At 48.7% G+C, this 26565-nt stretch carries 21 protein-coding genes; 16 read left to right on the top strand and 5 right to left on the bottom strand.

All coding sequences use genetic code 11. From position 1 onward, the window contains the following. Window positions 1-27 precede the first annotated feature (27 nt). The 6 genes from AC3IRK_RS13055 to rlmD all read left to right on the top strand — a co-directional run bounded on the left by AC3IRK_RS13055 (window position 28) and on the right by rlmD (window position 7152). Window positions 28-1245: an Nramp family divalent metal transporter gene (locus AC3IRK_RS13055; RefSeq protein WP_255508366.1), complete on the top strand. Its 1218-nt coding sequence runs from the start codon at window positions 28-30 to the stop codon at window positions 1243-1245. Window positions 1246-1446: 201 nt separating this feature from the next. Then, window positions 1447-1737, top strand: a complete 291-nt coding sequence (gene gatC, locus AC3IRK_RS13050; protein WP_026827487.1) for an Asp-tRNA(Asn)/Glu-tRNA(Gln) amidotransferase subunit GatC — start codon at window positions 1447-1449, stop codon at window positions 1735-1737. Between the two features lie 16 nt (window positions 1738-1753). After that, entirely contained in the window at window positions 1754-3196 is a 1443-nt protein-coding gene (gatA, locus tag AC3IRK_RS13045) for an Asp-tRNA(Asn)/Glu-tRNA(Gln) amidotransferase subunit GatA (protein ID WP_026827488.1), read from the top strand. 13 nt (window positions 3197-3209) lie between these two features. Further along, a complete protein-coding gene (gene gatB / locus AC3IRK_RS13040) occupies window positions 3210-4643 on the top strand; it encodes an Asp-tRNA(Asn)/Glu-tRNA(Gln) amidotransferase subunit GatB (protein ID WP_489170059.1) in 1434 nt (477 codons plus the stop codon). A gap of 146 nt (window positions 4644-4789) precedes the next feature. Then, on the top strand, window positions 4790-5758 hold the full coding sequence (locus tag AC3IRK_RS13035) for a diacylglycerol kinase (RefSeq protein ID WP_131502269.1): 969 nt from the start codon (window positions 4790-4792) through the stop codon (window positions 5756-5758). A 29-nt stretch (window positions 5759-5787) separates the two neighbouring features. After that, a complete protein-coding gene (rlmD, locus tag AC3IRK_RS13030; protein ID WP_489170058.1) occupies window positions 5788-7152 on the top strand; it encodes a 23S rRNA (uracil(1939)-C(5))-methyltransferase RlmD in 1365 nt (454 codons plus the stop codon). A gap of 79 nt (window positions 7153-7231) precedes the next feature. On the opposite strand, the gene AC3IRK_RS13025 is transcribed toward rlmD, so the two are convergent. The 3 genes from AC3IRK_RS13025 to AC3IRK_RS13015 form a co-directional block, all read right to left on the bottom strand. Then, a complete protein-coding gene (locus AC3IRK_RS13025) occupies window positions 7232-8425 on the bottom strand; it encodes a CDP-glycerol glycerophosphotransferase family protein (RefSeq protein WP_489170057.1) in 1194 nt (397 codons plus the stop codon). A gap of 11 nt (window positions 8426-8436) precedes the next feature. Continuing rightward, entirely contained in the window at window positions 8437-9591 is a 1155-nt protein-coding gene (locus AC3IRK_RS13020; RefSeq protein WP_131502266.1) for a helix-turn-helix domain-containing protein, read from the bottom strand. A gap of 163 nt (window positions 9592-9754) precedes the next feature. Continuing rightward, the gene (locus tag AC3IRK_RS13015) at window positions 9755-12001 is read right to left on the bottom strand and encodes a methyl-accepting chemotaxis protein (RefSeq protein ID WP_489170056.1); all 2247 of its coding nucleotides are present in this window, start codon (window positions 11999-12001) and stop codon (window positions 9755-9757) included. Window positions 12002-12177: 176 nt separating this feature from the next. On the opposite strand from AC3IRK_RS13015, the gene AC3IRK_RS13010 reads away from it, so the two are divergent. Both AC3IRK_RS13010 and AC3IRK_RS13005 read left to right on the top strand, forming a co-directional pair. Next, on the top strand, window positions 12178-12600 hold the full coding sequence (locus tag AC3IRK_RS13010; RefSeq protein WP_012371366.1) for a CBS domain-containing protein: 423 nt from the start codon (window positions 12178-12180) through the stop codon (window positions 12598-12600). Window positions 12601-12728: 128 nt separating this feature from the next. Then, a complete protein-coding gene (locus AC3IRK_RS13005) occupies window positions 12729-15530 on the top strand; it encodes a putative bifunctional diguanylate cyclase/phosphodiesterase (RefSeq protein ID WP_489170055.1) in 2802 nt (933 codons plus the stop codon). Window positions 15531-15711: 181 nt separating this feature from the next. Here AC3IRK_RS13005 and AC3IRK_RS13000 read toward each other — a convergent pair whose 3' ends face one another. After that, window positions 15712-17418, bottom strand: coding sequence for a M3 family oligoendopeptidase (locus tag AC3IRK_RS13000; protein ID WP_131502263.1), 1707 nt, complete (start codon window positions 17416-17418; stop codon window positions 15712-15714). 174 nt (window positions 17419-17592) lie between these two features. Here AC3IRK_RS13000 and AC3IRK_RS12995 point away from each other — a divergent pair, with 174 nt between their 5' ends. The 8 genes from AC3IRK_RS12995 to AC3IRK_RS12960 all read left to right on the top strand — a co-directional run bounded on the left by AC3IRK_RS12995 (window position 17593) and on the right by AC3IRK_RS12960 (window position 25996). Next, a complete protein-coding gene (locus AC3IRK_RS12995) occupies window positions 17593-18096 on the top strand; it encodes a PTS sugar transporter subunit IIA (RefSeq protein ID WP_026827496.1) in 504 nt (167 codons plus the stop codon). A 165-nt stretch (window positions 18097-18261) separates the two neighbouring features. Beyond that, the gene (locus AC3IRK_RS12990; RefSeq protein ID WP_131502262.1) at window positions 18262-19023 is read left to right on the top strand and encodes an ABC transporter ATP-binding protein; all 762 of its coding nucleotides are present in this window, start codon (window positions 18262-18264) and stop codon (window positions 19021-19023) included. Beyond that, window positions 19010-20926 (top strand): FtsX-like permease family protein, encoded by a 1917-nt coding sequence (locus tag AC3IRK_RS12985; RefSeq protein ID WP_131502261.1) that lies wholly within the window; start codon window positions 19010-19012, stop codon window positions 20924-20926. Before AC3IRK_RS12990 ends, AC3IRK_RS12985 begins: the two co-directional genes overlap by 14 nt. Window positions 20927-21008: 82 nt before the next feature. Beyond that, complete coding sequence (locus tag AC3IRK_RS12980; protein WP_131502260.1) at window positions 21009-21695, top strand: response regulator transcription factor; 687 nt, start codon at window positions 21009-21011, stop codon at window positions 21693-21695. Next, window positions 21692-22684 carry a sensor histidine kinase gene (locus tag AC3IRK_RS12975; RefSeq protein ID WP_131502259.1) on the top strand — a complete coding sequence of 331 codons (993 nt, stop codon included), beginning with the start codon at window positions 21692-21694 and terminating at the stop codon, window positions 22682-22684. The genes AC3IRK_RS12980 and AC3IRK_RS12975 overlap by 4 nt, the downstream gene beginning before the upstream one ends. Then, window positions 22677-23441 (top strand): ABC transporter ATP-binding protein, encoded by a 765-nt coding sequence (locus tag AC3IRK_RS12970; RefSeq protein WP_131502258.1) that lies wholly within the window; start codon window positions 22677-22679, stop codon window positions 23439-23441. Before AC3IRK_RS12975 ends, AC3IRK_RS12970 begins: the two co-directional genes overlap by 8 nt. Further along, a complete protein-coding gene (locus tag AC3IRK_RS12965; RefSeq protein ID WP_489170054.1) occupies window positions 23407-25341 on the top strand; it encodes an ABC transporter permease in 1935 nt (644 codons plus the stop codon). Before AC3IRK_RS12970 ends, AC3IRK_RS12965 begins: the two co-directional genes overlap by 35 nt. A 25-nt stretch (window positions 25342-25366) precedes the next feature. Next, window positions 25367-25996: a helix-turn-helix domain-containing protein gene (locus tag AC3IRK_RS12960; protein WP_131502256.1), complete on the top strand. Its 630-nt coding sequence runs from the start codon at window positions 25367-25369 to the stop codon at window positions 25994-25996. 103 nt (window positions 25997-26099) lie between these two features. Here AC3IRK_RS12960 and AC3IRK_RS12955 read toward each other — a convergent pair whose 3' ends face one another. Further along, window positions 26100-26531 (bottom strand): hypothetical protein, encoded by a 432-nt coding sequence (locus AC3IRK_RS12955; protein WP_131972279.1) that lies wholly within the window; start codon window positions 26529-26531, stop codon window positions 26100-26102. Window positions 26532-26565: the final 34 nt, after the last annotated feature.

Here is a 26565-nt window from a genome sequence, read left to right as displayed (position 1 = left end):
ACAACTAAAGAGAGGTGAGGCAAAGTGATGAGTCAACCGATCGTTCCAGTGGAGCGTTTGAAAAAAAGACACTATATCGGACCGGCGTTCGTGGCTGCCGTCGCTTACCTCGATCCGGGGAATTTTGCGACAAACATGACGGCAGGAGCGCAGTACGGATTTTTACTCCTGTGGGTGATCATCGCAGCAAACTTGATGGCCGTCATGATTCAGACGCTGTCAGCGAAACTGGGGCTGGTCAGCAATACGAGTCTCGCGGAAGTGATTCGGGATGAATTATCGCCGGTCATGCGGATCATTTACTGGGCACAGGCCGAACTCGTTGCCATGGCGACGGACTTGGCCGAATTCGTCGGGGCGGCACTCGGTTTTAACCTGCTGTTCGGCATCGATTTGAAAATCGCCGCCTTGCTGACGGCGGTTGCTTCGTTCATCATCCTTGGATTCGAACGAAAAGGATTACGGCATTTTGAAGCCGTCATCGGAACCCTGGTCCTTGTCATCGCACTCGCATTTGCGATCCAAGTCATCGAAGTCAGACCGGTTCTGCAGGATGTTGCCGGTGGATTGATTCCCGGATTTTCGGGGACGTCGAGTATTGTTCTCGCAGCGGGGATGCTCGGGGCAACGGTCATGCCACACGCGATTTATCTCCATTCCGACTTAACGAAACGACGGATGGGGAACATCGCTGATAAAAAAGGATTATTACGGATTCAGAAAATGGACATTTGGGCGGCCATGTTGATTGCGGGAGCAGTCAATGCCGCGATGCTTGTCATTGCGGCGACCGTTTTCTTCGGGACGAGCCAACAGGCAGAGACGCTGGAAAGTATTTTTCACGGGCTCGGGACGTCACTCGGCGGTGCAGCACCTTATCTGTTTGGCGGAGCACTGTTGATTTCCGGACTCGCTTCATCGAGTGTCGGCACGATGTCCGGCGACGCCATCATGCGCGGTTTCCTGAAGATGGAGATTCCGCTTTTTCTCAGACGCAGTATCACGATGTTACCGGCTATCCTCTTGCTGTTATCCGGATTTGATCCGACACGCGCGTTGATTTGGAGCCAGGTCGCCTTATCGTTCGGGATTCCGTTTGCGTTGATTCCATTAATTCGTGCCACATCAAGTGAACGGATCATGGGCAAATATAAAAATCGGCCGCTGACGAAAGGTTCCGCTTGGACGATTGTCAGTATCGTTATCATCTTCAACGTCTATCTGTTAGCTGATCTTTTATTTTGAATAATCAGATTTTTTGTTTTGCTTACCGGCAGCTCGGGTAATTCATTACTAGAAGCTTTCTGCCCGGAAGCTTTGCTACCCCTACAAGGACGATGGTGCGGACCTCCCCCCGATGCACCATCGTCTTTTTTGTCTGGACAAAAAGTGCTATGATTAGAAATAGTGTAAAATATATTGAAAAAGTTCCGGAGGTGGAATCAGATGGCAAAGATTAATGAAGAACAAGTCCGCCATGTGGCGCATTTAGCACGTCTCGCCGTAACAGATGAAGAAGTCCAACAATTTACCGTTCAACTTGAGAAGATTCTCGGGTTTGCTGAACAATTAAATGAGCTCGATACGACAGGCGTCGAACCGACGACACACGTCCTCGATCTCAAAAACGTCTTGCGTAAAGATGAAGTACGTCCATCGCTTCCGCGCACGGAAGTAGAACGACTCTCACCTGATTGGGAAGACGGACAAGTCCGTGTCCCGGCAGTATTCGAATAAGGAGGAGACCACCGATATGTCACTTTTTGAACATGGTGTAAAGAATTTACACACACTCGTCAAAGACGGAGAAGTCAAAGTATCCGAGCTTGTCCAGGAATCGTTTGACCGGATTGACCGCGTGGACGGAAACATCGGCGCATTTTTATCGTTGAACGAAGATGCTTTCGAGCAGGCAAAACGGATGGACGAGATTGCAAAACATGAAGCAAACCCGTTATTCGGGTTACCGATTGGTGTCAAAGACAACATCGTCACGAAAGGGATGACGACGACATGTGGTTCGAAGTTCCTCGAAAACTTCGTTCCGGCGCATGATGCGACGGTCGTCGAGCGTCTGCATGAAGCAGGAGCCATCACAATCGGGAAATTGAACATGGATGAATTCGCGATGGGCTCATCAAACGAAAACTCGGCTTATAAACCGGTCCGCAACCCATGGAATACGAAACACGTGCCAGGCGGTTCGTCAGGCGGCTCAGCAGCAGCTGTCGCGGCAGGCGAAGTCTTATTCAGCCTCGGTTCTGATACGGGTGGTTCGATCCGTCAACCGGCTGCTTACTGTGGTGTCGTCGGTTTAAAACCAACATATGGTCTCGTCTCGCGTTACGGTCTCGTTGCCTTCGCCTCGTCACTTGACCAAATCGGTCCATTGACACGGACGGTCGAAGACAATGCGTACTTATTGAGTGCGATTGCCGGACATTGTGACATGGATTCGACGTCAGCGAACGTCAACCCGACGGATTACACACAAGCACTGACAGGGGATATCAAAGGACTGAAGATTGCCGTTCCGAAAGAATATTTCGGAGAAGGAATCAGTGAAGGTGTCAAGGAAAATATCCGTGCCGCCATCAAGAAACTCGAGTCGCTTGGTGCGACGGTTGATGAAGTGTCACTTCCGAACTCGAAATATGCGTTGGCGACGTATTACCTGCTTGCTTCTTCAGAAGCTTCATCCAACCTGGCCCGTTTCGACGGTATCCGTTACGGTGTCCGCGCCGAAGCCGATGCACTCGAAGATGTCTTCAAGTATTCGCGCGCTCAAGGTTTCGGTGACGAAGTCAAACGCCGGATCATGCTCGGAACGTATGCCCTCAGCTCAGGCTACTACGATGCCTACTATAAAAAAGCACAACAAGCACGGACATTGATTAAACAAGACTTTGACCAGGTCCTTGCCAACTACGATGTCATCATCGGACCAACTGCACCGACACCTGCCTTTGAACTCGGGGCACAAAACGATGATCCGGTCACGATGTATGCCAACGATATCCTGACGATTCCAATCAACTTGGCAGGTGTGCCGGCGATTTCGGTTCCAGCCGGTCTCGTCGACGGATTACCGGTCGGTCTGCAAATCATCGGAAAACACTTTGACGAGGCGACGATTTATCGTGCTGCGCATGCATTCGAGCTTGCGACCGGTGGATTTGCGCTTCCGAAGCTATAAAGGAGAATGCCTTATGAACTTTGAAACGGTCATCGGTATTGAAGTCCATGCCGAATTAAATACAAATACAAAGATGTTTTGCGGCTGTGCCCGGGAATACGGAGCGGAAACGAACACGAAGACGTGCCCGATCTGTCTCGGACATCCCGGTGTCCTGCCGAAAATCAATGAAAAAGCAGTCGAACTCGCCGTTCGTGCAGCCATGGCCTTGAACTGTCACGTTGCCGATCAAACGAAATTCGACCGGAAAAACTATTTTTATCCGGATACGCCAAAAGCCTATCAAATTTCGCAGTTTGATCAGCCGATCGGTTTTGACGGCTACATCGATGCGGAAGTCGACGGCGAAACAAAACGTTTCCGGATTGAACGCGTCCACCTCGAAGAAGATGCCGGGAAGATGAACCACACCGGCGCCAACCATTCGGTCGTCGACTTCAACCGGACCGGCGCACCGTTGATTGAGATCGTCAGTGAAGCCGACATGCGCTCACCAAAAGAAGCGGTCGCTTACCTCGAGCGTCTGAAAGAAGTCCTGCAGTATGCAGGCATCTCGGACGTTAAGATGGAAGAAGGGTCGTTACGTTGCGACTGTAACATCTCCGTCCGTCCCTACGGACAAGAGAAGTTCGGTACAAAAACCGAACTGAAGAACTTGAACTCGTTCGGAAATGTCTTAAAAGGTCTTGAGTTCGAAGAAGACCGTCACCGCAAGCTGTTGTTATCCGGCGGCGTCATGCGTCAGGAGACACTCCGCTTTGACGAAACGAAAAAACAAACAGTCCTGATGCGGGTCAAAGAAGGCGCATCCGATTACCGCTACTTCCCGGAACCGGATCTCGTTAAGCTGGTCCTCGATCATGACTGGAAAGAAGCAATCCGCGCCGGTATTCCGGAATTACCGGATGCCCGTCGTGTCCGCTACCAGGAAGCGCTTGGTCTGTCGGCCTATGACGCGAAACAATTGACGGTCACACGTGAGATGGCCGAGTACTTCGAAGCAACGATTGCAGCCGGTGCTGAACCGAAAGCCGCTGCCAACTGGACGGTCGGGGAAGTCCAAGGTCACTTGAACAAATCGACGGAAACGTTTGATACGATCAAGCTGACACCAGCCCGTCTCGCCGAAATGATCGAACTGATTGCCGGCGGAACGATTTCATCGAAAATCGCGAAACAAGTCTTCACGGCTGTCATCGAACAAGGCGTCGAGCCGCGTGCTTACGTCGAAGAACAAGGACTCGCGCAAATTTCGGACGAAGGACTCCTTCGCGGACTTATCGTCGAGATGTTTGAAGCAAATCCGGCGGTTGTTGAAGAACTTGTCAACGGCCGTGACCGGAAAAAAGGTTTCGTCATCGGTCAAATCATGAAAAAAACAAAAGGAATGGCGAATCCGGCATTGCTCGATCAACTGTTCTACGAAGAACTCGAAAAATTAAAATAAGCTTTGTTGAAGTACCGGTGTCCTTCCTTAAATCAGGGGGAGGAAGCGGTGCTTCTTTTTTTGCCTTTGTAATGTGTCAGAACTTCATGTAAAATAAAACAGTTATGTATCAAATGGATCGGTTGAGTAAAAAAGGAGAAAATCTTATGAGACCTAGAGCGCGAGTGATTTATAACCCGACTTCCGGGAAAGAGATGGTAAAGCGTAATCTGCCGTATATCTTAGACCGGCTGGAAGCAGCGGGTTATGAGACTTCCGTCTATTCGACGAAAGCGGTCGGTGACGCGACATATGAAGCAGCACGGGCCTGCGAAGCCGAATTTGACCTTGTCGTTGCTGCAGGTGGAGATGGTACGTTAAACGAAGTAATCAGTGGAATGGCCTCGTATCCGGTTCGTCCGAAACTGGGTGTCTTACCGGTCGGAACGACCAATGACTTCGGTCGGGCAATGCGGATTCCCTTGACGATCGAGGGTGCGATGGATGTCATCTGTACAGGGTACACGATGCCCGTCGACATCGGGAAGATCGAAGGGGCGACAGGTACCCACTATTTCATCAACATCGCAGGTGGTGGCATCATGACGGAACTCTCGTACGAAGTTCCATCAAAACTCAAAACGGCCCTTGGACAATTGGCGTATTACGTCAAAGGGATGGAAAAACTCCCGCAAATCCGTCCGACCTATGTCGAGCTTGAACATGAACGCGGGATATTTAAAGGTGAAGTCATGTTGTTTTTGACTTCGAATACCAATTCCGTAGGCGGTTTTGAAAAACTTTCACCGAATGCATCCCTCAATGATGGACGCTTTGATTTATTCATTTTGAAAAAATGTAATCTCGTTGAGTTAATCCGTGTCATGCGGTTGGCGTTAAAGGGAGACCACTTCTCTGATCCATGCATTGAACATGTGACGACGTCGTTTGTCCGGATGCGAAATACATCCGAGATGAGCTTGAACATCGATGGCGAGTTTGGCGGGATTTGTGAAGGGGAGATGACGAATCTTCAATCACATTTCGACGTCATGACGCCGAAGTTCCGGATCGACGAGATGGAAACGATCAATTTACAGCTACAGGCACAAGAACAGGAAACGAATCTCGCGTAAGACGCGGGATTTTCTAGGAGGAAAATAACATGATCCCAGTACAAAAAAACGATGAGCACGTCGTCGATATCGTCGACTTGACGCACGACGGTTCAGGGGTTGCCCGGATTGACGGCTACACCGTCTTCATTCCCGGTGCCTTGCCGACGGAACAAGTCAAAATCAGAATTACGAAAACGACGAAATCGTACGGTTTCGGACGGATCATCCGTCAAAAAACGAAGAGTGTCGATCGTGTTGAGCCGCCTTGCCCGGTCTATAACCAGTGCGGCGGTTGCCAACTGCAGCATCTCTCGTATGACGCGGAACTGAAATTCAAACATAACCGTGTCCGTGATGCGTTCGCGCGTCTTGCCGGTCTTGAGATTCCGGTCCACGAAACGATGGGTATGGAAGATCCATGGGGTTACCGCAACAAGGCACAAGTGCCGGTCGCGTTCCAATCCAACAAGTTAATGGCCGGTTTTTATCAAAAACGCAGTCACCGGATCATCGACATGGATTACTGTCTGATCCAAAATAAAGAGAATGATGATGCAATTCAAGCCGTCCGGAAAGTACTGGCTGACCTGAAGGTTCCGGCTTACGACGAAAAGAAAAACAGCGGTGTCATCCGTCACATCATGGCACGCCACGGTTACCACACAAACGAATTGATGATCGTCCTCGTGACGAAGGTCAAACAATTGCGCGGTGCTGATAAAATCGTCGAAGGCATCTTAAAAGCTGTCCCGAACGTCACATCGATCCAGCAAAATATCAATCCGGATGAGACGAACGTCATCTTAGGAAAACGTAACATCGTCTTACACGGACCATCTGTCATCCGCGATCAAATTGCCGGATTGACGTATGAAATTTCACCGCATTCGTTCTTCCAGGTCAACCCGTTACAAACGGAAAAACTGTACGGAAAAGCGCTTGAATACGCTCAGTTAACTGGCGATGAAATCGTTGTCGATGCGTATTGCGGTATCGGTTCGATTTCATTGTCGCTTGCGCAACAGGCGAAACACGTCTACGGCATCGAGATGGTACCACAAGCGATTGACGATGCACGCCGGAATGCAAAAGCAAACGGCATCGATAACGTATCGTTCGAATACGGAACTGCAGAAACGGTCATGCCGGCACTCGTGAAAGGCGGCATCAAGCCTGACGTCATCGTCGTTGACCCGCCGCGTAAAGGCTGTGACGAAGAATTCCTCCGTGCTGCTGCTGAAGTCGCGCCAAAGCGGATTGTCTACGTCTCTTGTAACGCTTCAACACAAGCGCGGGACGCCAAGCTTTTGGCTGAACTCGGCTACAAGCTGATGGAAGTAACACCTGTTGATATGTTCCCGCATACGACACACGTTGAGAGCGTTGCTTTGTTCGTACGTGAAGAAATCTAAAAATCTCTATACTAACAAAAAACGAGAATCACTTACCGCAAGAACGGTGAAGTGATTCTCGTTTTTTTATGCGTAATGTTTACTGGCTCTTAGAAGCGAATAGCGCATCCACCGCGCGTTGACTGGCTTTCCCGTCGTCCAAACTGCAAAAGCGTTCCTGGAATGCCGTGTATTTATCTGCGTATTTTCTGGAGTGTGCCTCGATGTCTGCGATATAGTCGATTACCTGGTCACTTTCTTTTAACAAGGGACCGGGAACGACTGCTTCAAAATCAAAATAGAATCCTCGGAGAACAGAAGCATATTTCTCTAAATCATACGTAAAAAACAACATCGGACGGTTCAGGTGGGCATAGTCAAAGAAAACGGACGAATAATCGGTAATCAGCAGATCGCTGATCAGATACAGTTCTGAGATGTCGCCGTAAGAGGAAACGTCGTAGGCGAAGTCCGCCTGTGCGCTGAGATCGAGATGTTCCGCAATCAAGTAGTGCATTCGTAACAGAACGATATAGTCATCACCTAACCGGGCTTGCATCTGTTCCAGATCCAGCTTGAGATTGAAACGGTATTGTCCCTTCGTCACGAACTCGTCGTCACGCCAAGTCGGTGCATATAAGATGACTTTTTTGTCAGGCGGTAATTGTAATGACTGTTTGATCTGTTCGGCTTGTTGCTGACGATTCGGGGCATACAACAGATCATTTCGCGGATAACCGGTTTCGAGAAGTTGTCCCCGGAAATCAAACGCCCGTTTAAAAATCTCACTGGAATAGACATTGGGTGAAAGCAGGTAATTCCATTCCTGTGCCTGTGACGAAAAGTTTTTTTTATATTGTTCGGTATTCGTACCCGGCATATGAACTTCGTCCATATCGAGTCCCAACCGTTTTAAGGGTGTCCCGTGCCAGGTCTGTAAATACAGCGTCTCCCGCCGTTTCTTTAAGCTGAGCGGCTGACGCGTGTTGAAAATCCAGTACTTGGCCCGGGCCATCTGATAATAGTATTTCGGGCTATTCCGCAATACCCAGTTCGGACAAGCTGCCTTGACTGTAGCGGTCGGTTCTTTGGCAAAAATCCAGACGAGTTGCAGTTCCGGATGCTGTTTTTGAAGCGTCAGGTAGAGCGCCTTCGGATTGTCCGAATAACCGCGTCCTAAAAAACTTTCAAACAGGACAAGATTCTGTTGAACCGGAAGCTTTTGAAACAGTCGATAGAGAAGTAATCCTTTATGGATTTTCTTGCGACGGATTTTCGTAAATAGCTGTGTCATGTCATGCTCCTTTAAAAATGATGTTGTCTGTAATGAGTCGGCGTCTCGCCCGTCGTCTGTTTGAACGCTTGACTGAAATGACTTTGACTCGAAAAATGTAACTTGTTCGAGATGGTCAGTAAGGAATCATCCGTCGAACGCAATAACCTTTTCGCTTCACGGATCCGTTCACGAATGACATAGCGTGCGAGTGGAAGACCCGTTTCTTCCTTGAACAGGACGGATAAATAATTCGCCGAGACATGAATGGCCTGGCTGATTGACGAGACCGATAGAGGATCATACAGATGCTGCTGGATATAACGGATCGCGGCAAGTACGTGCGGCGAATGGCGTAACTCCTGGATCTGTTTGACGGCTTCTGCAAAACTGACCGTAATCCGGACATGACGGTTTCGCAGTTCGGAAATACTGGTTGCCGCCTCAATCGATTCAATCATCCGGTCACTGAGCATAAAGGCTTCATCCGGTTCCAACCCGCCATTGATGGCAGCCCGGGCGCTCAATAAAACGGTACCGAGCAGAAGATTTTTTTCTGCCCGTAATGGTTGATGACGTGCCAATGATCCGAACTCACCGTAAGCGGGGAGAGAGTAGGTCGTCGCTAAGCGTTCGCTTTGTCCGGAAGAAATCCATTCAATGATCTGTTGTTCCCGCTCCCATGCTTTGATGTAGGCGGTTGTGGCCGTATGGGGAGAAACGTCGGCAATCAACGGGATTTCCTGCTCCTCGCTTTCCGATACAGTCCGGATGTCCCGTTTGGCGAGTTGCTGGCCGGTCAATAAGCGGTGGACCAGATGAGCACAGTCAATCAGCCGGTTTTCCGTCGTTCGGGTCAAGGATTTATAAAATTGATGGAACGCTTCATCCTGGATATGCGCACGGAACAAGGCCGACTGCAGTAAGACCGGACCGATCCGGTACTGCCCTTGTTCATGGACAGGAATGAACAGATAGGCCGTCCCGTCTTTTAATGTATACAGGAGCGGTGTCTGATCCGGTGCAGGCCACTCCTGTTCGATCGATAAACGGCTTGGATGGGAGGGGGCAACAGGACTGATGTCCAGTTCTTCACCGGTCAGGGACTGGTACGAAACAAAAAAACCAGTCGTCCCGTAAAGACTTTCCGCGATCTGAATTAAATCTTCTGTTGATAAGGGTGACACTGGAAATCCTCCTTTCTTCTAAACGTGTTGTTTTCAGTTTACGTCGTGTCCAGGCGATTGTATAGCAAGAATCGCCTGGACACGGGGACGCCGAAAAATCAAAAGACATCAACGGCCTGCGTGCTCAGGCTGTTGATGTCTGTTTGGTCTTAAGTGAAATCGATTAACGATGCGCGTCGTCAAAGGAGTCTGAGTCGACCGTATCAATTGATTCGATATCAGTTGATACGTCCTCGGTTTCAGGCAGCTCATCGAGTGAGGCCGTCGCTACTTGATCGTAAGATGTGTCATTAACAACCGGTTCAGATACTTCGGCAGGCGGCAGAAGGTCGTCCCCGCCAATCGGTTCATCCACTTGGAAATCGACGGTCAGGGCATGAAGTTCCGTTGCGATTTGCGCGAGATGGGCCGCTGCTGTCGTAACCGCTTCGATTGTCGCATTCGTTTCCTGGATGCTTGCGGCACTCGTCTCGATCCCGGCAGCATTTTCTTCCGTCAAGGCAAGAATCGTTCCCATCGCGTCAGAGACTTCTTCGGTGGCCGTCGTCAGCGCACTGATGTCACCCGTTAAGGATTCTGTCCGTTTCGAGACATGCTGGACGGATCCGGCGATCTGTTCGAAATCGACACCGGTCGTCTTGACCGATTCGAGCGATTGCTTTAAGTCATCCATGACGCCGTTCATCGCGCCCATCGCCGTCTGTGTTTCATGTTGGATGTTATCGAGCAGCTGTTTGATTTGTTTCGCGGACTGATCACTTTCCTCGGCAAGTTTCCGTACTTCGCTTGCGACGACGGCGAACCCGCGTCCCTGTTCTCCGACCCGCGCCGCTTCGATGGCCGCGTTTAAGGCCAACAGGTTGGTTTGACTCGAGATGGCCTGTAACGTTCCGAGGATTTTACCGATCTCTTCCGAACGATTGCTGAGGAAATCGGATGTATTCTGGATTTCCTGCTCCAGCGAGTCGGAATGCTGTAATAAATCGGTGATGGTTTGTTTCGTTAAGCTGCTGCCGCGTGCCGCTGCAGTTGCAACGGAAGCGACTTCATTCAGTGTTTGGGTAGCCGATGCCTGCATTGCGACAGACCGTTCCTTGACGCCATATACCGCCTGGGAAGACCGTTCCGCTTGCTTGGTTTGGGTCTCACCGGCGGAAGCGATTTCTTCCATCGTCTGTCCGATTTGAACCGATGCATTTTGAACGTGGGTCGCATTTGATGACAAATCTTGCGAAGCATCCCGGACGGTTCCGGCTGACTGAGTCATCGCGGTAATCGTTTGACGAAGCTTTTGGCGCATCGCGTCAAAGTTTTCGCCAAGATCAGACAGTTCATCGCGGATCCATCGTTTCGGACGGGTCGTTGATCGCAAATCGCCGCTCGCAATCGCTAATGCTTCATTACGCAGTCCGGCTAACGGGCGATTGATGGACCGGCCGATGAGCCAGGCGATCAATGTCGCTAAGGCAATCGCAATGACGAAATTGATTAACGATTGTTTCAGCATCGCATCCTTCGGCGCATACAACGAGGCGTAGTCGAGAACGACGGCTAATTTAAAGCCGGTCTTCGAGGACAACTGCCAGATGACGACCGATTTTTTTCCGTCGACATCCATGATCGTCGAACCGGATTCCTGGTCGATCATTTGTTTCGGTGCTTCAAAGTATGCTTTTCCACCTTCACGTAACTGATCGACTTTTTTGAAGAAATAATTTTTATTCGGGTGCGTGACGACTTTACCGTCTTTCGTATAACTGAAGACGAATCCTTGTTGACCGATTTCAATCCGTTTCATGTCTTCCGATAACCGGTCGACACTCTTGTAGACGGATAAGACCCCTTTGATGTTCGCCTGATCATCGAGCGCTGCTTTTGAAAAACCGATGACGGAAAGCTTGGTCGCCTGATCATAGTAGGGTTCGCTCATTGCGACCGTACTTGAATTTTCTAATGCCTGTTTGTACCAAACGTCCTGACGGGGATCATAACCCGACGTTGCTTCCTGTTTCGGCCAGTTTAAATAACCGCCTTTGACATCGGCATACTGAACAAAAGAATTTTCGATTTTAGATGAACCATATTTCTCAAGGACACTGTAGATATCTTTTGCTTTTTGAGAAGGCAGTTCCGCACCAATCTCCGGAGTATTGCGTATGTAATTCGGTAGTTGTCCGTTCGTCCGGTTGAACGGAAGACCGGCTAACAGGGTGGTATCTTTTTTAGTATCATCGATGATGCGGGAAAAGGATTGTTCGAGTTGTTTTAAGGCCGTTTGAGAAGTCGAATCGACCAGTCGCTCGACGGTCTGACTCGTCTGATCGTAGGAAAACCAGGTCGAGACCCCTAACGTGAGGGCAGGTAATAGAATCAACCCGATGAAAAGACGGCGTGTTATCGGAAGACGCATATGTAATTCTCCTATCTTTTGAAATAGTCTATAAAATCTGTCTATTCTGATTATCGGAAGGGTAGTACTAAATATGAAGGAATTGTGGGGAGATTTTCATGATTTGGGAACTGAACGTAACCGGAGTTCATGATAAAATAGAAGGGGTGTCACAGAGTGGCTAGGGAGGAACAGAAATGAATATTGCTTTTTTCTTATTACCAAAAGACGAAGTCAAATACTTAGATCCGGAATCAACGGTCAGACAAGCACTCGAAAAGATGAAACATCATCGATTCACGTCGGTCCCACTCGTTGATGACAAGGGAAAATATGCAGGAACCCTGACGGAAGGGGATGTCTTGTGGGCACTTGAAAAAAATCTTGAACATGCGGATTATGATCATGTCCTGCAAACCCGTTTAACGGATATTAAGCAACGTGTCCGGTACAAACCGGTTTCCATCACAGCGCAGATGGAAGAGATGATTGAAGTCATCACCGATCAAAATTTCGTACCGGTCATCGATGATGGAAAACACTTCATCGGGATCATTCGTCGACGCGATATCATTGACTACTTTGCTAAAAAAGTAGCGCGGGAAAACGTTCAATACTGAAATCCAGTAAAAAAAGCACTGATTTTCACGAAAAGTGGAGAGAAGTGCTTTTTATTGACCCGTTTTCACTTCAAGAACCGGTTGTGTTGGACGATATAGAAACATAATGACAAGTTAGGGAGGACGATGTGTTGCGACGTTTATCACCAGTCTCCATCGTAGAAGCATTCCGAAAACGCTCCTACTACAAAACGTTCTCATGGATGATTTCAGTTATTGGTCTGTTAGCGTTACTAATCGCGATGCAACAACTGGCTAAAAATCTTGAAGACGGGTATCAGTTCAAACGATCAAGTGATAGGATGGATATTTTTGAACAACTCAATCAGGTCGAACGGGATTTGACGAATGAGTATTACCTCACCTTAAGTGAAACAACGAGAGATGCCGTTCCGGCACGGACCGATACGTGGCAACAAACGAAAACTGAACTGACAGCATTGAGTCAACAGATTAAAAAAATACAGATGGAAGGACCTGCTAAAAAGGATCTCCTAGCTGAAATCAACCGTCTGCAGACCGGAGGATATCAGTCGGATCATCAATTCTTTCGGGTAGCGACTGCGTATAAAAGTGAAGTCTTGTTTAACCAACTGTACTTAAGCGGAGAGACCGGCACCTATTACTCGTTCTTCTCAAATCTTTTTTTAATGCAGGAAGAGTTCGGAAGGGCGGGACAGTTCTTAGTCAGTGTCACTAAAGAGGACCAATTGAATTCGATTGATTTGTTGCGCCTTCGGCAGATACGCCAGGAGCTGAATTCGCGGAACAATGCATTAATCCAGTCCCTCTATGCGACGATGCGACCGGAATATGAAGATCGTCGCCGTGATATTTCCGTCATGAGCAACCAGATGTACGCTTACTTACGAATGATTGATGCGACAATCAATCAACCGGAACTCCGGCAATATGGAACGATTGATGACTTGGCAGGGCGGTATCAGGCAAGTATGTACCGTTCGTTCGATCAAGGGATTGCTAATGTTCAGACTGAAATGACTGAACACGGGACAACACTTATCCAAAATGCCTGGTTAATGTTCGTCGCGACGTGTTGTGTCATTCTATTGCTGCTTTTGTTGACGTTATCCTTATTACGGGCATTCCGAAAAGACTTACATATTCTGCAGGCAGAAGCAGACTTTTTTGCGGAAGGTCCGAAGCAGTCGCATCATCAGGTGCCGGAATCAAATGACTTCCATCCGGTCGTCGAAGCCTTCCGGACGATGACGACAATCATTTCCGGATTGTTGGATTATAACGATAAAAAAACAAGGGAAATCAAACAGAAGAAGGCGGAAATCGAGTCCTTATTTTCTCAAAATACGAATCCAATCGTCGCGCTGTCGTCTGATTTTCAATTGCTTAGCAGTAACGACCGTTTCAAGCATTTGGCCCAATCCTCTGAATTGATGACGATTGAAGAACTGATTCACCCGGCGGATTTAAATCGGTTTCGCCGGGCACTCAATCGGGCAATCGAGGGATACAGTCAGACAATCCGTTGCCAAATGATTTTCAAACAAGACATCCGTAACATGTTCGTCAATATCATTCATGTCCCGTCGAAAAATGACAATGGGACAGCACTTTATTTAACCTGTCATGACGAGACGGATCAATTCAAACGGGAAGAACGAATCACACAATTGGCATTGTATGATGTGCTGACCTCCTTGTTGAACCGGAACGGGTTTGAACAAAAAATGGCAGAAGCCATCGCTGCACCGCAACCGGGAGAATTGGTCACGATCGGTGTACGTCAGTTCAGACGGATCAACGATATTTACGGACACAGTGCCGGTGACCAAATCTTAAAGGAAATGGCGAATCGTTTACGGCATCATTTCATCGGGACAGGTTCGGCAGCCCGGATTGGCGGCGATGAGTTTGCCGTCCTGATTTTCCAACAGGACATTGTCGATTACCGCGATCTGAAAACGATTTTGGAACGTCCTTACCGAATCGATGGTGAAAAAATTGATGTCAACATCAGTATGAGTATGGTCCGTTATCCGGATGACGCGGTCGCGGTGACCTCGTTGCTGTCTTCAGTCGATATCGCGATGCAACATGCGAAACGGGAACAAACGGGTGGACCCATCTGGTTTGAGTCCTGGATGAGTGAAGAATACCGCGAATCGGTCGTCTTAGAAGCAGAGTTACGGGAAGCGATTGCCCGAAACGAACTGCAACTGTTTTATCAGCCTCAAATCAATCTGAAGACAAAAACGGTCGATGGATGCGAAGCCCTGCTCCGCTGGTTCCATCCAGAGCGTGGCATGATCAGTCCGGCCGTCTTTATTCCGATTGCCGAACGATCGATGTTGATCGAAGAAATCGGGATGTGGGTCGTCCAGGAATCCGTCAATCAGGTCAGACGATGGGAAGGGACACCGCTTGCGTCGCTTCGTGTGTCTGCCAATCTATCCGTCAAAGAGTTGGTCTCGGGACGAATCGTCGAGTTATTAACGGATGTCAGGGACCGTTATCCCGGGATTGAACAACGGATGGAACTTGAAATTACAGAATCATTTGGTGTCTTTTCCGATACACGCGTATTCGATGCGTTGCAGACGTTGCATCAGCTCGGTTACCGACTGGCGATCGACGACTTTGGGACAGGCTATTCCTCGCTGTCGTATTTAAGCCGTCTTCCGATTCAGCGTCTGAAGATTGACCGGTCGTTTATCAGCGGGACCGATGCCTGTTCAAACGCACCGTTGATCGAGACGATCATCCGACTCGCCCACACGTTAAAATATGATGTCGTGGCGGAAGGAATCGAACAAGCCGAACAGGGAGAGAATTTACGAAAACTGGACTGTGAATATGGTCAAGGTTTCTATTACTCCCGTCCGGTTCCAGCCGATGAATTTGAAATCTGGTATGACCGGTATCAAGAGGATATTAAACTGTCGGGATGATGACCGGCTCGATGATACAAAATGACCGCTTCCCGTCTGATGGTGGGAAGCGGTCATTTTTCGTTTGAACGGAACTTTCTTTCGATTCTTCTCGTGAAACAACCAATCAAAAAACGAACCGAAGATTACCCTAATCAGGAATCCGGCGGTTCGTTTTTTGATGTTCTTTCTTGCGAATCAATCAAACACGGTCGAGTGCGAGATCATCCGTTTCTGATAAATAAGCTTTGATCGGTTCGACGGCTGCACCGACCGTACCAGGAGCGAATGGTGATTTCAGTCCGGCGCGTTCGACGAGTGTCAGGAAGCTTTCCGATCCACCGGCTTTACAGAGCTCGAGATACGATTTCCAAGCGGCTTCCCGGTCTTGTTCCATCCAGGCATAGAACTGGAAGGCACAGACTTGTGCGAGCGTATAATCGATATAATAGAACGGGCTGCCGAAGACGTGACCCTGCTGGTGCCACCAGGCACCTGAATCGAGATAATCATTTTCTTCATAGTTCCGGTGTGGCAGATATTTCTTCTCAATATCACGCCATGCCGTCCGGCGTTCTGCCGGTGTCAGTTCCGGTTGATTGTAGATGACATGCTGGAATTCATCGATTGCGACGCCGTATGGTAAGAATGTGACGCCACCGGCAAGGTGACTGAACTTATACTTCGCCGTCTGATCGCCGAAGAATTCTTCCATCCACGGGTAAGCGAAGTATTCCATCGACATGGAGTGGATTTCACACGCTTCGTACGTCGGGAATCCATATTCCGGCACCGTGAAATGACGGCTCTCATAGACTTGGAAGGCGTGTCCGACTTCGTGTGTCAGAACATCGATGTCGCCGGCCGTTCCGTTAAAGTTCGAGAAGATGAACGGCAGTTTTTCATCAGCGATATACGTACAATAACCGCCGCCGGCTTTCCCCGGTTTGGCCGTCAAGTCGAGTGCGCCGCGTTCGAGCATATACTCGAAGAACTCGTTTGTCTCCGGTGACATGTCGCGGTACATTTTCTTTCCGCCTTCGATGATGAACGCTTCTTCGCCTTGTGGTGTCGCATTTCCGGATTTGAAAGCAAATCCTTCATCGTAATAATAAAGAGAATCGACACCAATCCGGCGTTGCTGGCGTTCTTTGAGGGATGTTGCAATCGGAACGATCGTCTCGAGAATCTGTTCCCGGTAGTTTTCGACCATCGATTGATCGTAATCGACACGCAACATCCGGGCGTAACCGAGTTCAACGAATGACGGGAAACCAAGTGTCTTCGCGATATCGGTCCGGACATGAACAAGTTTGTCGTAAATCGTATCAATCGCGTCGCCGTGCTCTTTTAAGTAGCCGTAACGTGCTTCAGAAGCGGCTTTTCGGACAGTCCGGTCGGCCGACTGAAGATATGGACCAAACTGGGACAAGTTCAATGTCTTGCCGTCGAATTCAATTTGCGCCGCCGACATCAGCTTCGTATATTCACTTGCCAAACGATTTTCTTCCTGGAGTTTTGGGATGATGGCGTCAGAAAATGTTTTTAAGCTGGCTTCCGCCAGTAAGAAAAGTTGTTTCCCCCATGTGGATTCAAGTGAAGAGCGGAGGGGATGCGTCGTCAACGTTTGATAATAACTCGAGACATATCCTTGATAAACCGGACCGGCTTCGTCAAAGAAACCTTGCTCCGTTTCATAGAAACCATCGCGTGTATCGATCGTGTGACGAATCTCCACGAGTTGACTGGCTGTTTCAAATTGATTTCTAAGGGTATTAATCTCAGAGATGGCATTGTTTGCTGTGTCTACCTCAGTTGCTTCACGCAAACGAGCGATTGCAGCATGCATGGAAGTTTCAAGGACGTTCAGGTCAGGACGGACATATGTAAGTTCTGAAAATGTTAACATGTAAGCGCCTCCTTGTGATTTCTAACTATTATCACACAAAAATACTTGCAAAACCAGAGTTACAAACGTATGCTTTTTGTGAGAACGTGAGCGAGTTCGTATTTAACTGGCTCCTATAAAAAAATCGAATCTTCGTCAAGAAGAAAACGATCGAGAAAGTAGAGGGATAGTATCATGGGATTCTTTAAAAAATTGTTTGGTGGTAATGATGAAGGAAACACGAAAATTGCTTCTGCCCTTACAGGTAAAATCGTCAGCATCGAGAACGTACCCGATCAAGTTTTCTCGCAAAAAATGATGGGCGACGGTATCGCCATCGAACCAACGGAAGGTAAAGTCGTTTCACCGATCAACGCAACGGTCGAAACCATTTTCCCGACAAAACACGCGATTGGTCTTAAAGGCGAAGACGGTCTTGAGTTATTGATCCACGTTGGATTAGATACAGTTAACCTTAAAGGTGAAGGCTTCACAGCACACGTCCAATCTGGTGATAAAGTGAAAGCCGGTGACGTTCTTGTTGAATTCGACCTCGACTTCATCCGTGCGAACGCACCATCAACAATCACACCAATCATCGTGACGAACCACGATCAATTTACACTTTCTGCAGTACCGGCTGAAGGAACATCTGTTGTCGCAGGCGAAACAGAACTCTTCAAAGCAACACATAAATAATTACACACCGAATCAGTCCCCTTGTCCTAGATGAGGGGGCTTTTTTTGTCGTCTCATACCCGAGCTTACTGTTTTGTAAGATGAATGAAAGTCTAGCCGATTCTTTGAAAGGAATGGTGTTCCTTATACTAAAAGCAACATGAAGAATACGGGAGGAAACACATCATGAAAGCCATCTTACACGCAGAACAGATTACGAAAGTCTATCAGACGAAAAATGCCCGACACGAGGCTCTCCGGCCGACGACACTGACGATTCACGACGCAGAATTCGTCAGTATCATGGGTCCGTCTGGAGCCGGAAAATCAACATTGTTAAATCTATTGTCAACGATCGATCAACCGACGGACGGTACGATTCAGATTAACGGGGAAGATGTGACCGCAATGAAGGAAAAACAGCTGGCCCGTTTTCGGCGGGAACAGCTTGGTTTTATCTTTCAGGATTTTAACCTGCTCGATACGATGACCATCGAAGAAAACATTGCCTTACCGCTTGCGTTACAGCAGGTCCCGAAAGCCGATATTTTGGTTCGGGTCGCATCTGTCGCCCGAGAGCTTGGAATCGGGGAGTTACTCGCGAAACGGCCGTCCGAACTGTCTGGTGGTCAAAAACAACGAACGGCCGCCGCACGTGCAATCGTCCATCAGCCGTCACTGATTTTAGCGGATGAGCCGACCGGTGCACTCGATTCAAAATCAGCGACCGGTCTGCTTGAAGCAATGGCCGGTCTGAACGAACAGGGGGCGACGATTTTGATGGTGACGCATGATCCGGTAACCGCGTCGTATGCGGAACGGGTTCTGTTCGTCAAAGACGGCGAATTGTTCCGTGAAATTCATCAGTTCGGGACACGCAAAGAGTTTTTCGAGCAAATCATGGAAGTTCAACGTGAACTCGGAGGTGCGGTTCGTGAACTTGTTTAAGTTAGCTTTCCGGAATTTAAAGAACATCCGTCAGAATGTGATGTATCTCGGTGCTGTCACGTTTGCGATTTTAATTTACTATACGTTTTTAGCAATCCGCTCCAATGAAGCGATGTTACAAGCCAATGAATTGTACGGAAAACTCGGGACGGTCTTTACAGGTTCGAGTGTGATTCTGGCACTCTTTTCCGCCATCTTTATCTGGTATTCGAGTGATTTTTTCTTACGACGCCGGAAACAGGAAATCGGTCTGTATGCCTTACTTGGTCTCGAACGCCAACAGATTGCGAAGTTGCTGTTTCTTGAGACGATGGGGTATGGATTGATTGGGCTGTTGATTGGAGTTCTGCTTGGTACGGTCGCCTCGAAGTATTTTGTCCAACTGTTGGCGTACGTGATGGGAATGACGATTGAAGCAGATTTTTCGATCAACGCCGGTGCAATCGGTCAGACGGTTGTTGTCTTCTTGACAATCTTCCTTGTGATTGCGCTCCGTTCAGCCCGGACGATTTACCGGTTTACCTTGATCGAATTGTTTAAGGCGAAACAGCAGGTTGAAACCATCCCGAAAGTGCATCCGGTTCTTGCCGTAGTGTCCGTCTTATTGATTGGTACCGGTTATTACTTGACGGGGAAACCGTTGCTCGCTCACTTTACAATCGTCGCACCAATTTTGATGGTCTGTATCATTGTCGGAACGTTCGGCACGATGAGCTACTTCACGATTTTTTTACTGCGTGTCGTCAGTAAACGCCTTCGGCATTACCGTGGCACGAACTTGATTTTACACGGGCAATTGATATCGCGGATTAAATCGAATGCTGTCATGTTGTCGACGATCACCGTCATCACTGCCGTCACGCTTACGACAGTCGGGACAGCGACATCGATCTACTATTACATCGATCGGACGGTCGAGGAACAAATGCCATACAGCTTGTCAGTTGCAAGCAAACAAGCAGAGGCAGAAAAATTAATCCGGTCATCGAATCAGACAATTGAGTCGCGGACGATGGTCAACGTCAAGAACGTCAATCATACGCTCGAGGAGCTGCCGAATCCGCTGTCGTTTACGACGTCGTACCAGACATACGCGTTTGACGGGGAACCCGGACAGTTCAGTTATATCAGTTATTCCGATTATCAGAAGCTCGCGAAGAGTAACGGAAAACGTGTGCTACCCGAACCGGCAACAGGCGAAGCGATTGTCCTTGAGACGTTCAAAGGCAATGATTTATTGGAGGAATCCGTTCGGTCCCCAATCGGAGTGACGTTTAAAGACACACATTCGTCCTTTCGGATTACCGGTGCGACGAATCTACCACTTACTCAACTGTATGCGAAAAAACGGTTGGCCTTTGCTGTTTCGGATGATGCCTTTGCGATAATGCCGGAAAAAGCTGCCATGCTGACGAACTATCAGTTCTCCGACGAACGGTCGGATGACGGGCTGATCAACCGACTGGAGCAGTTGTATGGTGAAAAAGCAGAGACAGAGATGGCAGCCTATTATCCGGTCTACGCCATGACGACGGCGACGACAGGATTGCTTGCCTTTGCCGCCGGATTCCTCGGACTCGTCTTTTTACTGGCGACTGGATCCATCATTTACTTTAAAATGCTTGCGGAAGCAGAAGAATCGAAACAACGGTTTGAAATCATTCAAAAGATTGGTGTCGATCAGCAAGAGCAGACCGGTATCATCCGACGCTCGGTCGGTTTCATGTTCGTCTTGCCGTATCTGCTTGGTCTGGTCCACAGTCTGTTTGCGATGCAAGTTCTGCAAAAATTGTTGAACTATGATTTGCGGTTACCGATGTCACTTGCAATCGGTTGTTATACCATCGTTTATCTGTTGTACTATCTCGTCACGGTGCGTGCTTATCGGCGGATCGTCATCTAATTCAAATGGGCGGGAAACGAATAATCGTTTCCAGTCCATTTTTTGTTCGGTATCATGGAGGAAGAAGGAGTTGAATCTGCAGATGGAAACCATTTTATTAGTAGAAGACGATCAACAGATTGCACTGTTATTAAAAGAACTGTTGGAACGGTACGATTTTCATGTCATTCACGAAGATGGATTAGGAGATGTCGTCGCTCGATTCGAAGAAACGCAACCGGACGTCATCCTGTTGGACGTCAACTTGCCAAAGTTTGACGGATTTTATTGGTGCCGTCAGCTCCGGATGAAGACGCGGGCACCCATCCTGTTCATCTCGGCCCGTGTCGGGGAGATGGATCAAGTCATGGCACTCGAATATGGAGCGGATGACTATATCGTCAAACCCTTCCAGGGAGCCGTCGTCATTGCGAAAATCAAAAGTCAGATTCGACGTGCGTACGGGACATTGTCCCAGGAGAGTGAGGAGCGGACGGTCAGTCGTGCCGGTCTGACATTGTATTTGGATCGTTATATCGTCGAACATGAGGAACGGTCTATTGAACTATCGAAAAAAGAAGGATTGATTTTAGAGATGTTATTGACGGTGAGTCCACGGATTGTCAGTCGGGGTGACTTGTTGGAACGGATTTGGGATGATGAAGCGTTCGTCGATGAAAACACGCTGAACGTCAACATCACCCGTGTACGGAAACGACTGGCGGAAATCGGAATCGGGGGCCTTGAAACGGTCCGGGGAGTCGGCTATAAACTGGTCCTCGACAAATGAGACTTTTTTTCAGACATACGATTCCGGGCATTCTTTTCTTCAGCGGACAGATGGTAGCCTTGTTCCTCATCTTATGGTTATATGACCTCTATCGCCCGGCTGCCTTTTTTTATATTGCTCTTTTAAATGCAATCGCCTTGCTGATTTATTTAAGTTACCGTTTCTTTAGTATGTTACCGTTGCTCAAACGATTGCAGACACCGATTCAATCGGTCGCAGAACCCATCCGGGCGGACAGCGACGAACCGCTTGCGGCAGCCGTCGAACACTTTTTAGAACGGCAACAGACCGTCTTTCGAAACAGTCTGTTTGCGGAGCGGCGGAAGGAAAAGGAACGGCACCGGTACGTCGATCAATGGATTCATCAAATGAAGACGCCGCTTTCGGTCATCGAATTGATTCTCGAGCATCCGGGGGAACAGTTCCAGGCGGACTTACGCCATGAAGTCGACCGGATGCGAATCGGACTGGATCAGATGCTGTATTCGTCGCGTCTCGAAGCGATTGAAACGGACTTGAAGGCGGAGCGTTTAAATCTTCGGACGCTGGTGACGAGTATCATCAATCAGGAAAAACGGCTGTTCGTCAAAAATAAAGTGTATCCGAAGCTGGAACTCTCACCGGATTTTTATATCTATACCGACTCGAAGTGGTTCCGCTTTTTAGTGTTGCAATTGATCACGAATGCCGTCAAATATACAGCCGGTCATGGTCACGAAGTCTGCATTCGGGCGGTCGAACAATCCGGGAAAATCGTGCTGACGATTGAAGATGACGGCGTCGGGATTCCGAAACGTGACGTCCCGCGTGTCTTCAATGCATTTTTCACGGGCGAAAATGGACGACGTTACGGAGAATCAACCGGGATGGGACTGTACTTCGTCAGTCAGATTTGTCTGAAGCTCGGGCATACGATTGAACTCGACAGCACGGAAGGTGTCGGAACGACCTGTCGTCTTACACTGGTAGGAGGGAAACAACATGATTGAAGTCAAACAGTTAGGAAAAGTCTATCCCGGAAAAGTGACGGAACAACCATTGACGGATATCAACTTTCGGGTGGAGGAAGGGGAGATGGTCGCCGTCATGGGACCGTCCGGCAGCGGAAAGTCGACCTTGATCAACCTGCTCGCGACACTCGATCAACCCAGTTGGGGATCGATTTTGATTGAAGATATCGATACGGCAACGTTCAAACGGAAAGAAACAACCCGCTTCCGGCGTGAGACGCTCGGAATCATCTTTCAGGAGTTCAACTTGCTGGATTCGTTGACGGTGGCTGAAAATATGCTCGTTCCTCTGATGCTCAGCGGAAAAAAGACGAAGGAAGCCCGGGAAGAAATGCAACATCTCGCAAAACGGTTGCAGATTGACGAATTGCTCGACAAACAGGTGGATGAAGTATCCGGCGGGCAACGGCAACGGACGGCGATCGGGCGTGCCCTGATTCACGCACCGCGGCTGATGCTCGCGGACGAACCGACGGGCGCTCTTGATTTTCAGGCGACGAAACACGTCATGGAATTGCTGGCAGAATTGAATGCGGCAGGCATGACGATGGTCATCGTCACCCATGATCCGACGGTCGCCTCGTATTGCAATCACGTCCTGTTCCTGAAAGATGGCAGCATTCAAACGGAATTGTTCCGGGATGAACCACGCCGGGTCTTCTTTCAGCGTGTCATTGAGTCGCTCTCGTTATTAGGAGGGGATGAACATCACTTATCTGCAATACGCCCTACGTAACATCAAGCGGTACCAGCGTCTCTACTATGGATACGCGTTGACGATCATCGTCGCGATGACGATTGCGACGAGTTACTGGAACCTCGTCGTCAGCGAATCGTTTCAGAACATCGCCAAAGTTTTAAGTCAACTCAATCAGGTCATCGAACTGACGATGCTGTTTGTATTCATTGCCGAAGTCATCATCCTGTTTTTTAGTATCTTGTTTATTTATTCGACAACGTATACGATGCTCGAGCACCGGAAAAACGATTTACGGGTGATGCGGACGCTCGGAAGCGGATTTTCGCATTTCCTGAAATATTTTATGATTGAAATCCTGATTGTCGGCGGGCTGGCGATCATCGGCGGTATCACGCTCGGTGTCGTCCTGACGAAACTGATGTTACTCTCGATTGAAAAAGTCATGTTCTTACCGCGACTGACGATCGAACTGTCCCTTACCTCGTTTTTAGTGTTGATTGCAGGTGCGCTCCTGACCCTCTTGATTGCGACCGTCCTCGCGATTTATAGATTCCGACCGGATCGTCCTGTCCGGTCCCGTTCGCGCTTCCGGATCCGGTTTGGTCTTACGATGCAGGGAGTGGCAGTGCTCATTCTGTTTTACGGATATTTCATGGCATTGACACAACAAGATACCTTTCTGTTCGTCTTTCCTTTCATCATCTTTGTCGGCTCGTTCTTTTTCTGCCGTCACGTCATCCCGATGGTGCTTAAACTGTATCGTCCGCGACGGTTGTCGTTACGGAAGTTAATCGTCTCGGAAATCGCGATTCAGTTAAAAACGAACAGTACGCTGGTCGCGCTCGGAACAATCTTGACCTCCTGTGCTTTGACGGCCGTCGGTCTCGTCTTTATCTTTCAACTGATCGGATTTGATCTGTCGTCGAACAATCAATTCGGACTGGTCTATTACGAAGAAGCTGCCGTCCCGTCCGAACGTCTGGAAAAACTGGAACGGACGATGACAAAAACGTTTCCGGACAAATACCGGCAGGATGTCCGGCTCAAAGGAGTCAAGACCCGGTACGTAATTCCGTTATCGGATTATAACGAACTGATGAAGCATCTGGGTCATGAGCAACGGACGCTGTTGACGGACAAACAAACTTTCATGATTCCGGCCCGTCCGGTTCAAGTCAAGGAAGTGACACCGACGATGCAAAAAGCAAAAGCCGGGATGAAGCAAGCCGGCTACCGGCTTGAGCCGATGGCGGAACATCGTCTGCTATTCGGGTACAATGACCGGATTGAAACATTATTCGTCGTCAGTGACCGTGCTTTTACCACGATGGATCGTCCGGTATTCCATATCCGTGTCTTTGATACACCATCGTATGCCGATTACGGGACGGACCGCTGGACGCGTTGGATGTCGATTGTCCGGGAAATTCAATCCAAAGCAGAGCTAGGTAAAAACACTCCGGTTCCGTACCAGCTGATCAATGAGACGGAAGATAAACTGGACGGGATTCGCATCATCCGGCTGGTCTCGTTTGTTGTCATTCTGTTGACGGTCTGGCTGTTTGTCATCAATGCGAGCTTCCTGCACGTCTGGATGCAGATGACGGCAGAACGTGAACAAAAGCGGTTAAAGACATTGTCTGCGCTCGGTTTCAGTAAACGGAGCATCCGTCGTTTCCTGTTCATCAAATACGGTACGGTCTTGATGGTTCCGTACTTCATTTCGATTTTTCATGCCTGGTTGCTCTTTCAGGTCATCTTATCGAATGGGGGACTGGAAATCGGTCCGTTTCTTCCCTTATCCTTCACCTGGATCGGAATCGTCACCGGCTGTTATTTCATCAGTATCTTGCCTTTATGGGTCCGCTATCCGCGGCATCTGATGAAAAAATCGTGCGAAAGTTCGATGTATGCGATACCCGATTCAAGGGTATGATAATAGCATAGCGAGGAGGGATAATATGCTGGACCATTCACCTTACCGGGGATACGGTGACCGCATCCGAATCTTACGGGAACGTGCCGGAATTTCAATCGACCAGTTGGCGGAAAATCTTGGGGTTGCCCCCTATTTCATTCGTCGTACGGAACTCAGCGAAGTGTATCCGACGAAAGCGTATATCGAATCTTTGGCGGAGGCCCTGCATATCGATTCCAGTTACTTGGCACGACACATCTGGACCGGGGAGTCCTTGAAGTTCGTCATGCAGGAAAGAACGCCGCTCGAAGAAATGCGATTGGCGTATGAACAGACGATGGGACAAGATGAAACAATGATTGAACAACAACTGGAAGAACGGATGCGCCTGTTCGATTTAATGTATGACGAAGACGTCAAACGGATTGAACAGACCATGAGTGCGACGGAACAGCGGATTTTTCACGAATTGGTGGAAGCAGTCATGGAGGCGGGGGAACTGCAACGGGAAGAGGCGAACGAGACGTTCGAATTGTTTGCGGACAAACTCCCGACGATGCTTCAACTCGATGAATACCTCAATCGTCTGACGGAAGAAACCGAGACGACAGTAACCGATTGTTATACGAAGTTCAGTCAATCAGTTGACCGGGCACGTTATCACCGTAAATAAACGATCCGAACGGAAGGATAAACAAACGAGGAAGGCGGATGTAATATCCGTCTTCCTCGTTTGTATGAACACTGACGTTCAAGTCAGTTCTGTTTTAAATGAATTAACGCTGTGGTGCAGGACGTGGTGCCCGGCGTCCTTTTTGTCGTGTCCGTCCAATCAAGAAACCGATGAAGGCATTTGCGATGACAAGCACCCAGCCGACATATCCGAAGTTTAAAGTCAGACTGCCAAGCATGGCCTGCCATTTTAAAATCATCATGAAGTCTCCCCGAATCAGGAAACGAGCGACACAAACGAGTAAGACTGTTGTTCCACCGATAAAGACGCCGATCCAGCTTCCATATAAACGGGAGGACTGGACGCGTACAGCGACGAAAGACCAATAAAATAAACTGACGATGAATGTCACTCCGCCATAAGCGAGGACCAGCTTCCATGTCTCACTTGCTTGTGGAAATTTCGTAAACATGACAAGGGACGAGACGATGGCGGCAGCTGTGAATAAAATCGCTGCCCAAAAACGAGACCGCATAACGTAATTCCTCCTCAAGGCTTTTTCTCACCTA

This window comes from Exiguobacterium sp. GL_137 (assembly GCF_057834585.1).
Note: the sequence above shows the minus strand (reverse complement) of the source record. Positions and strands in the feature narration are given on the sequence as shown.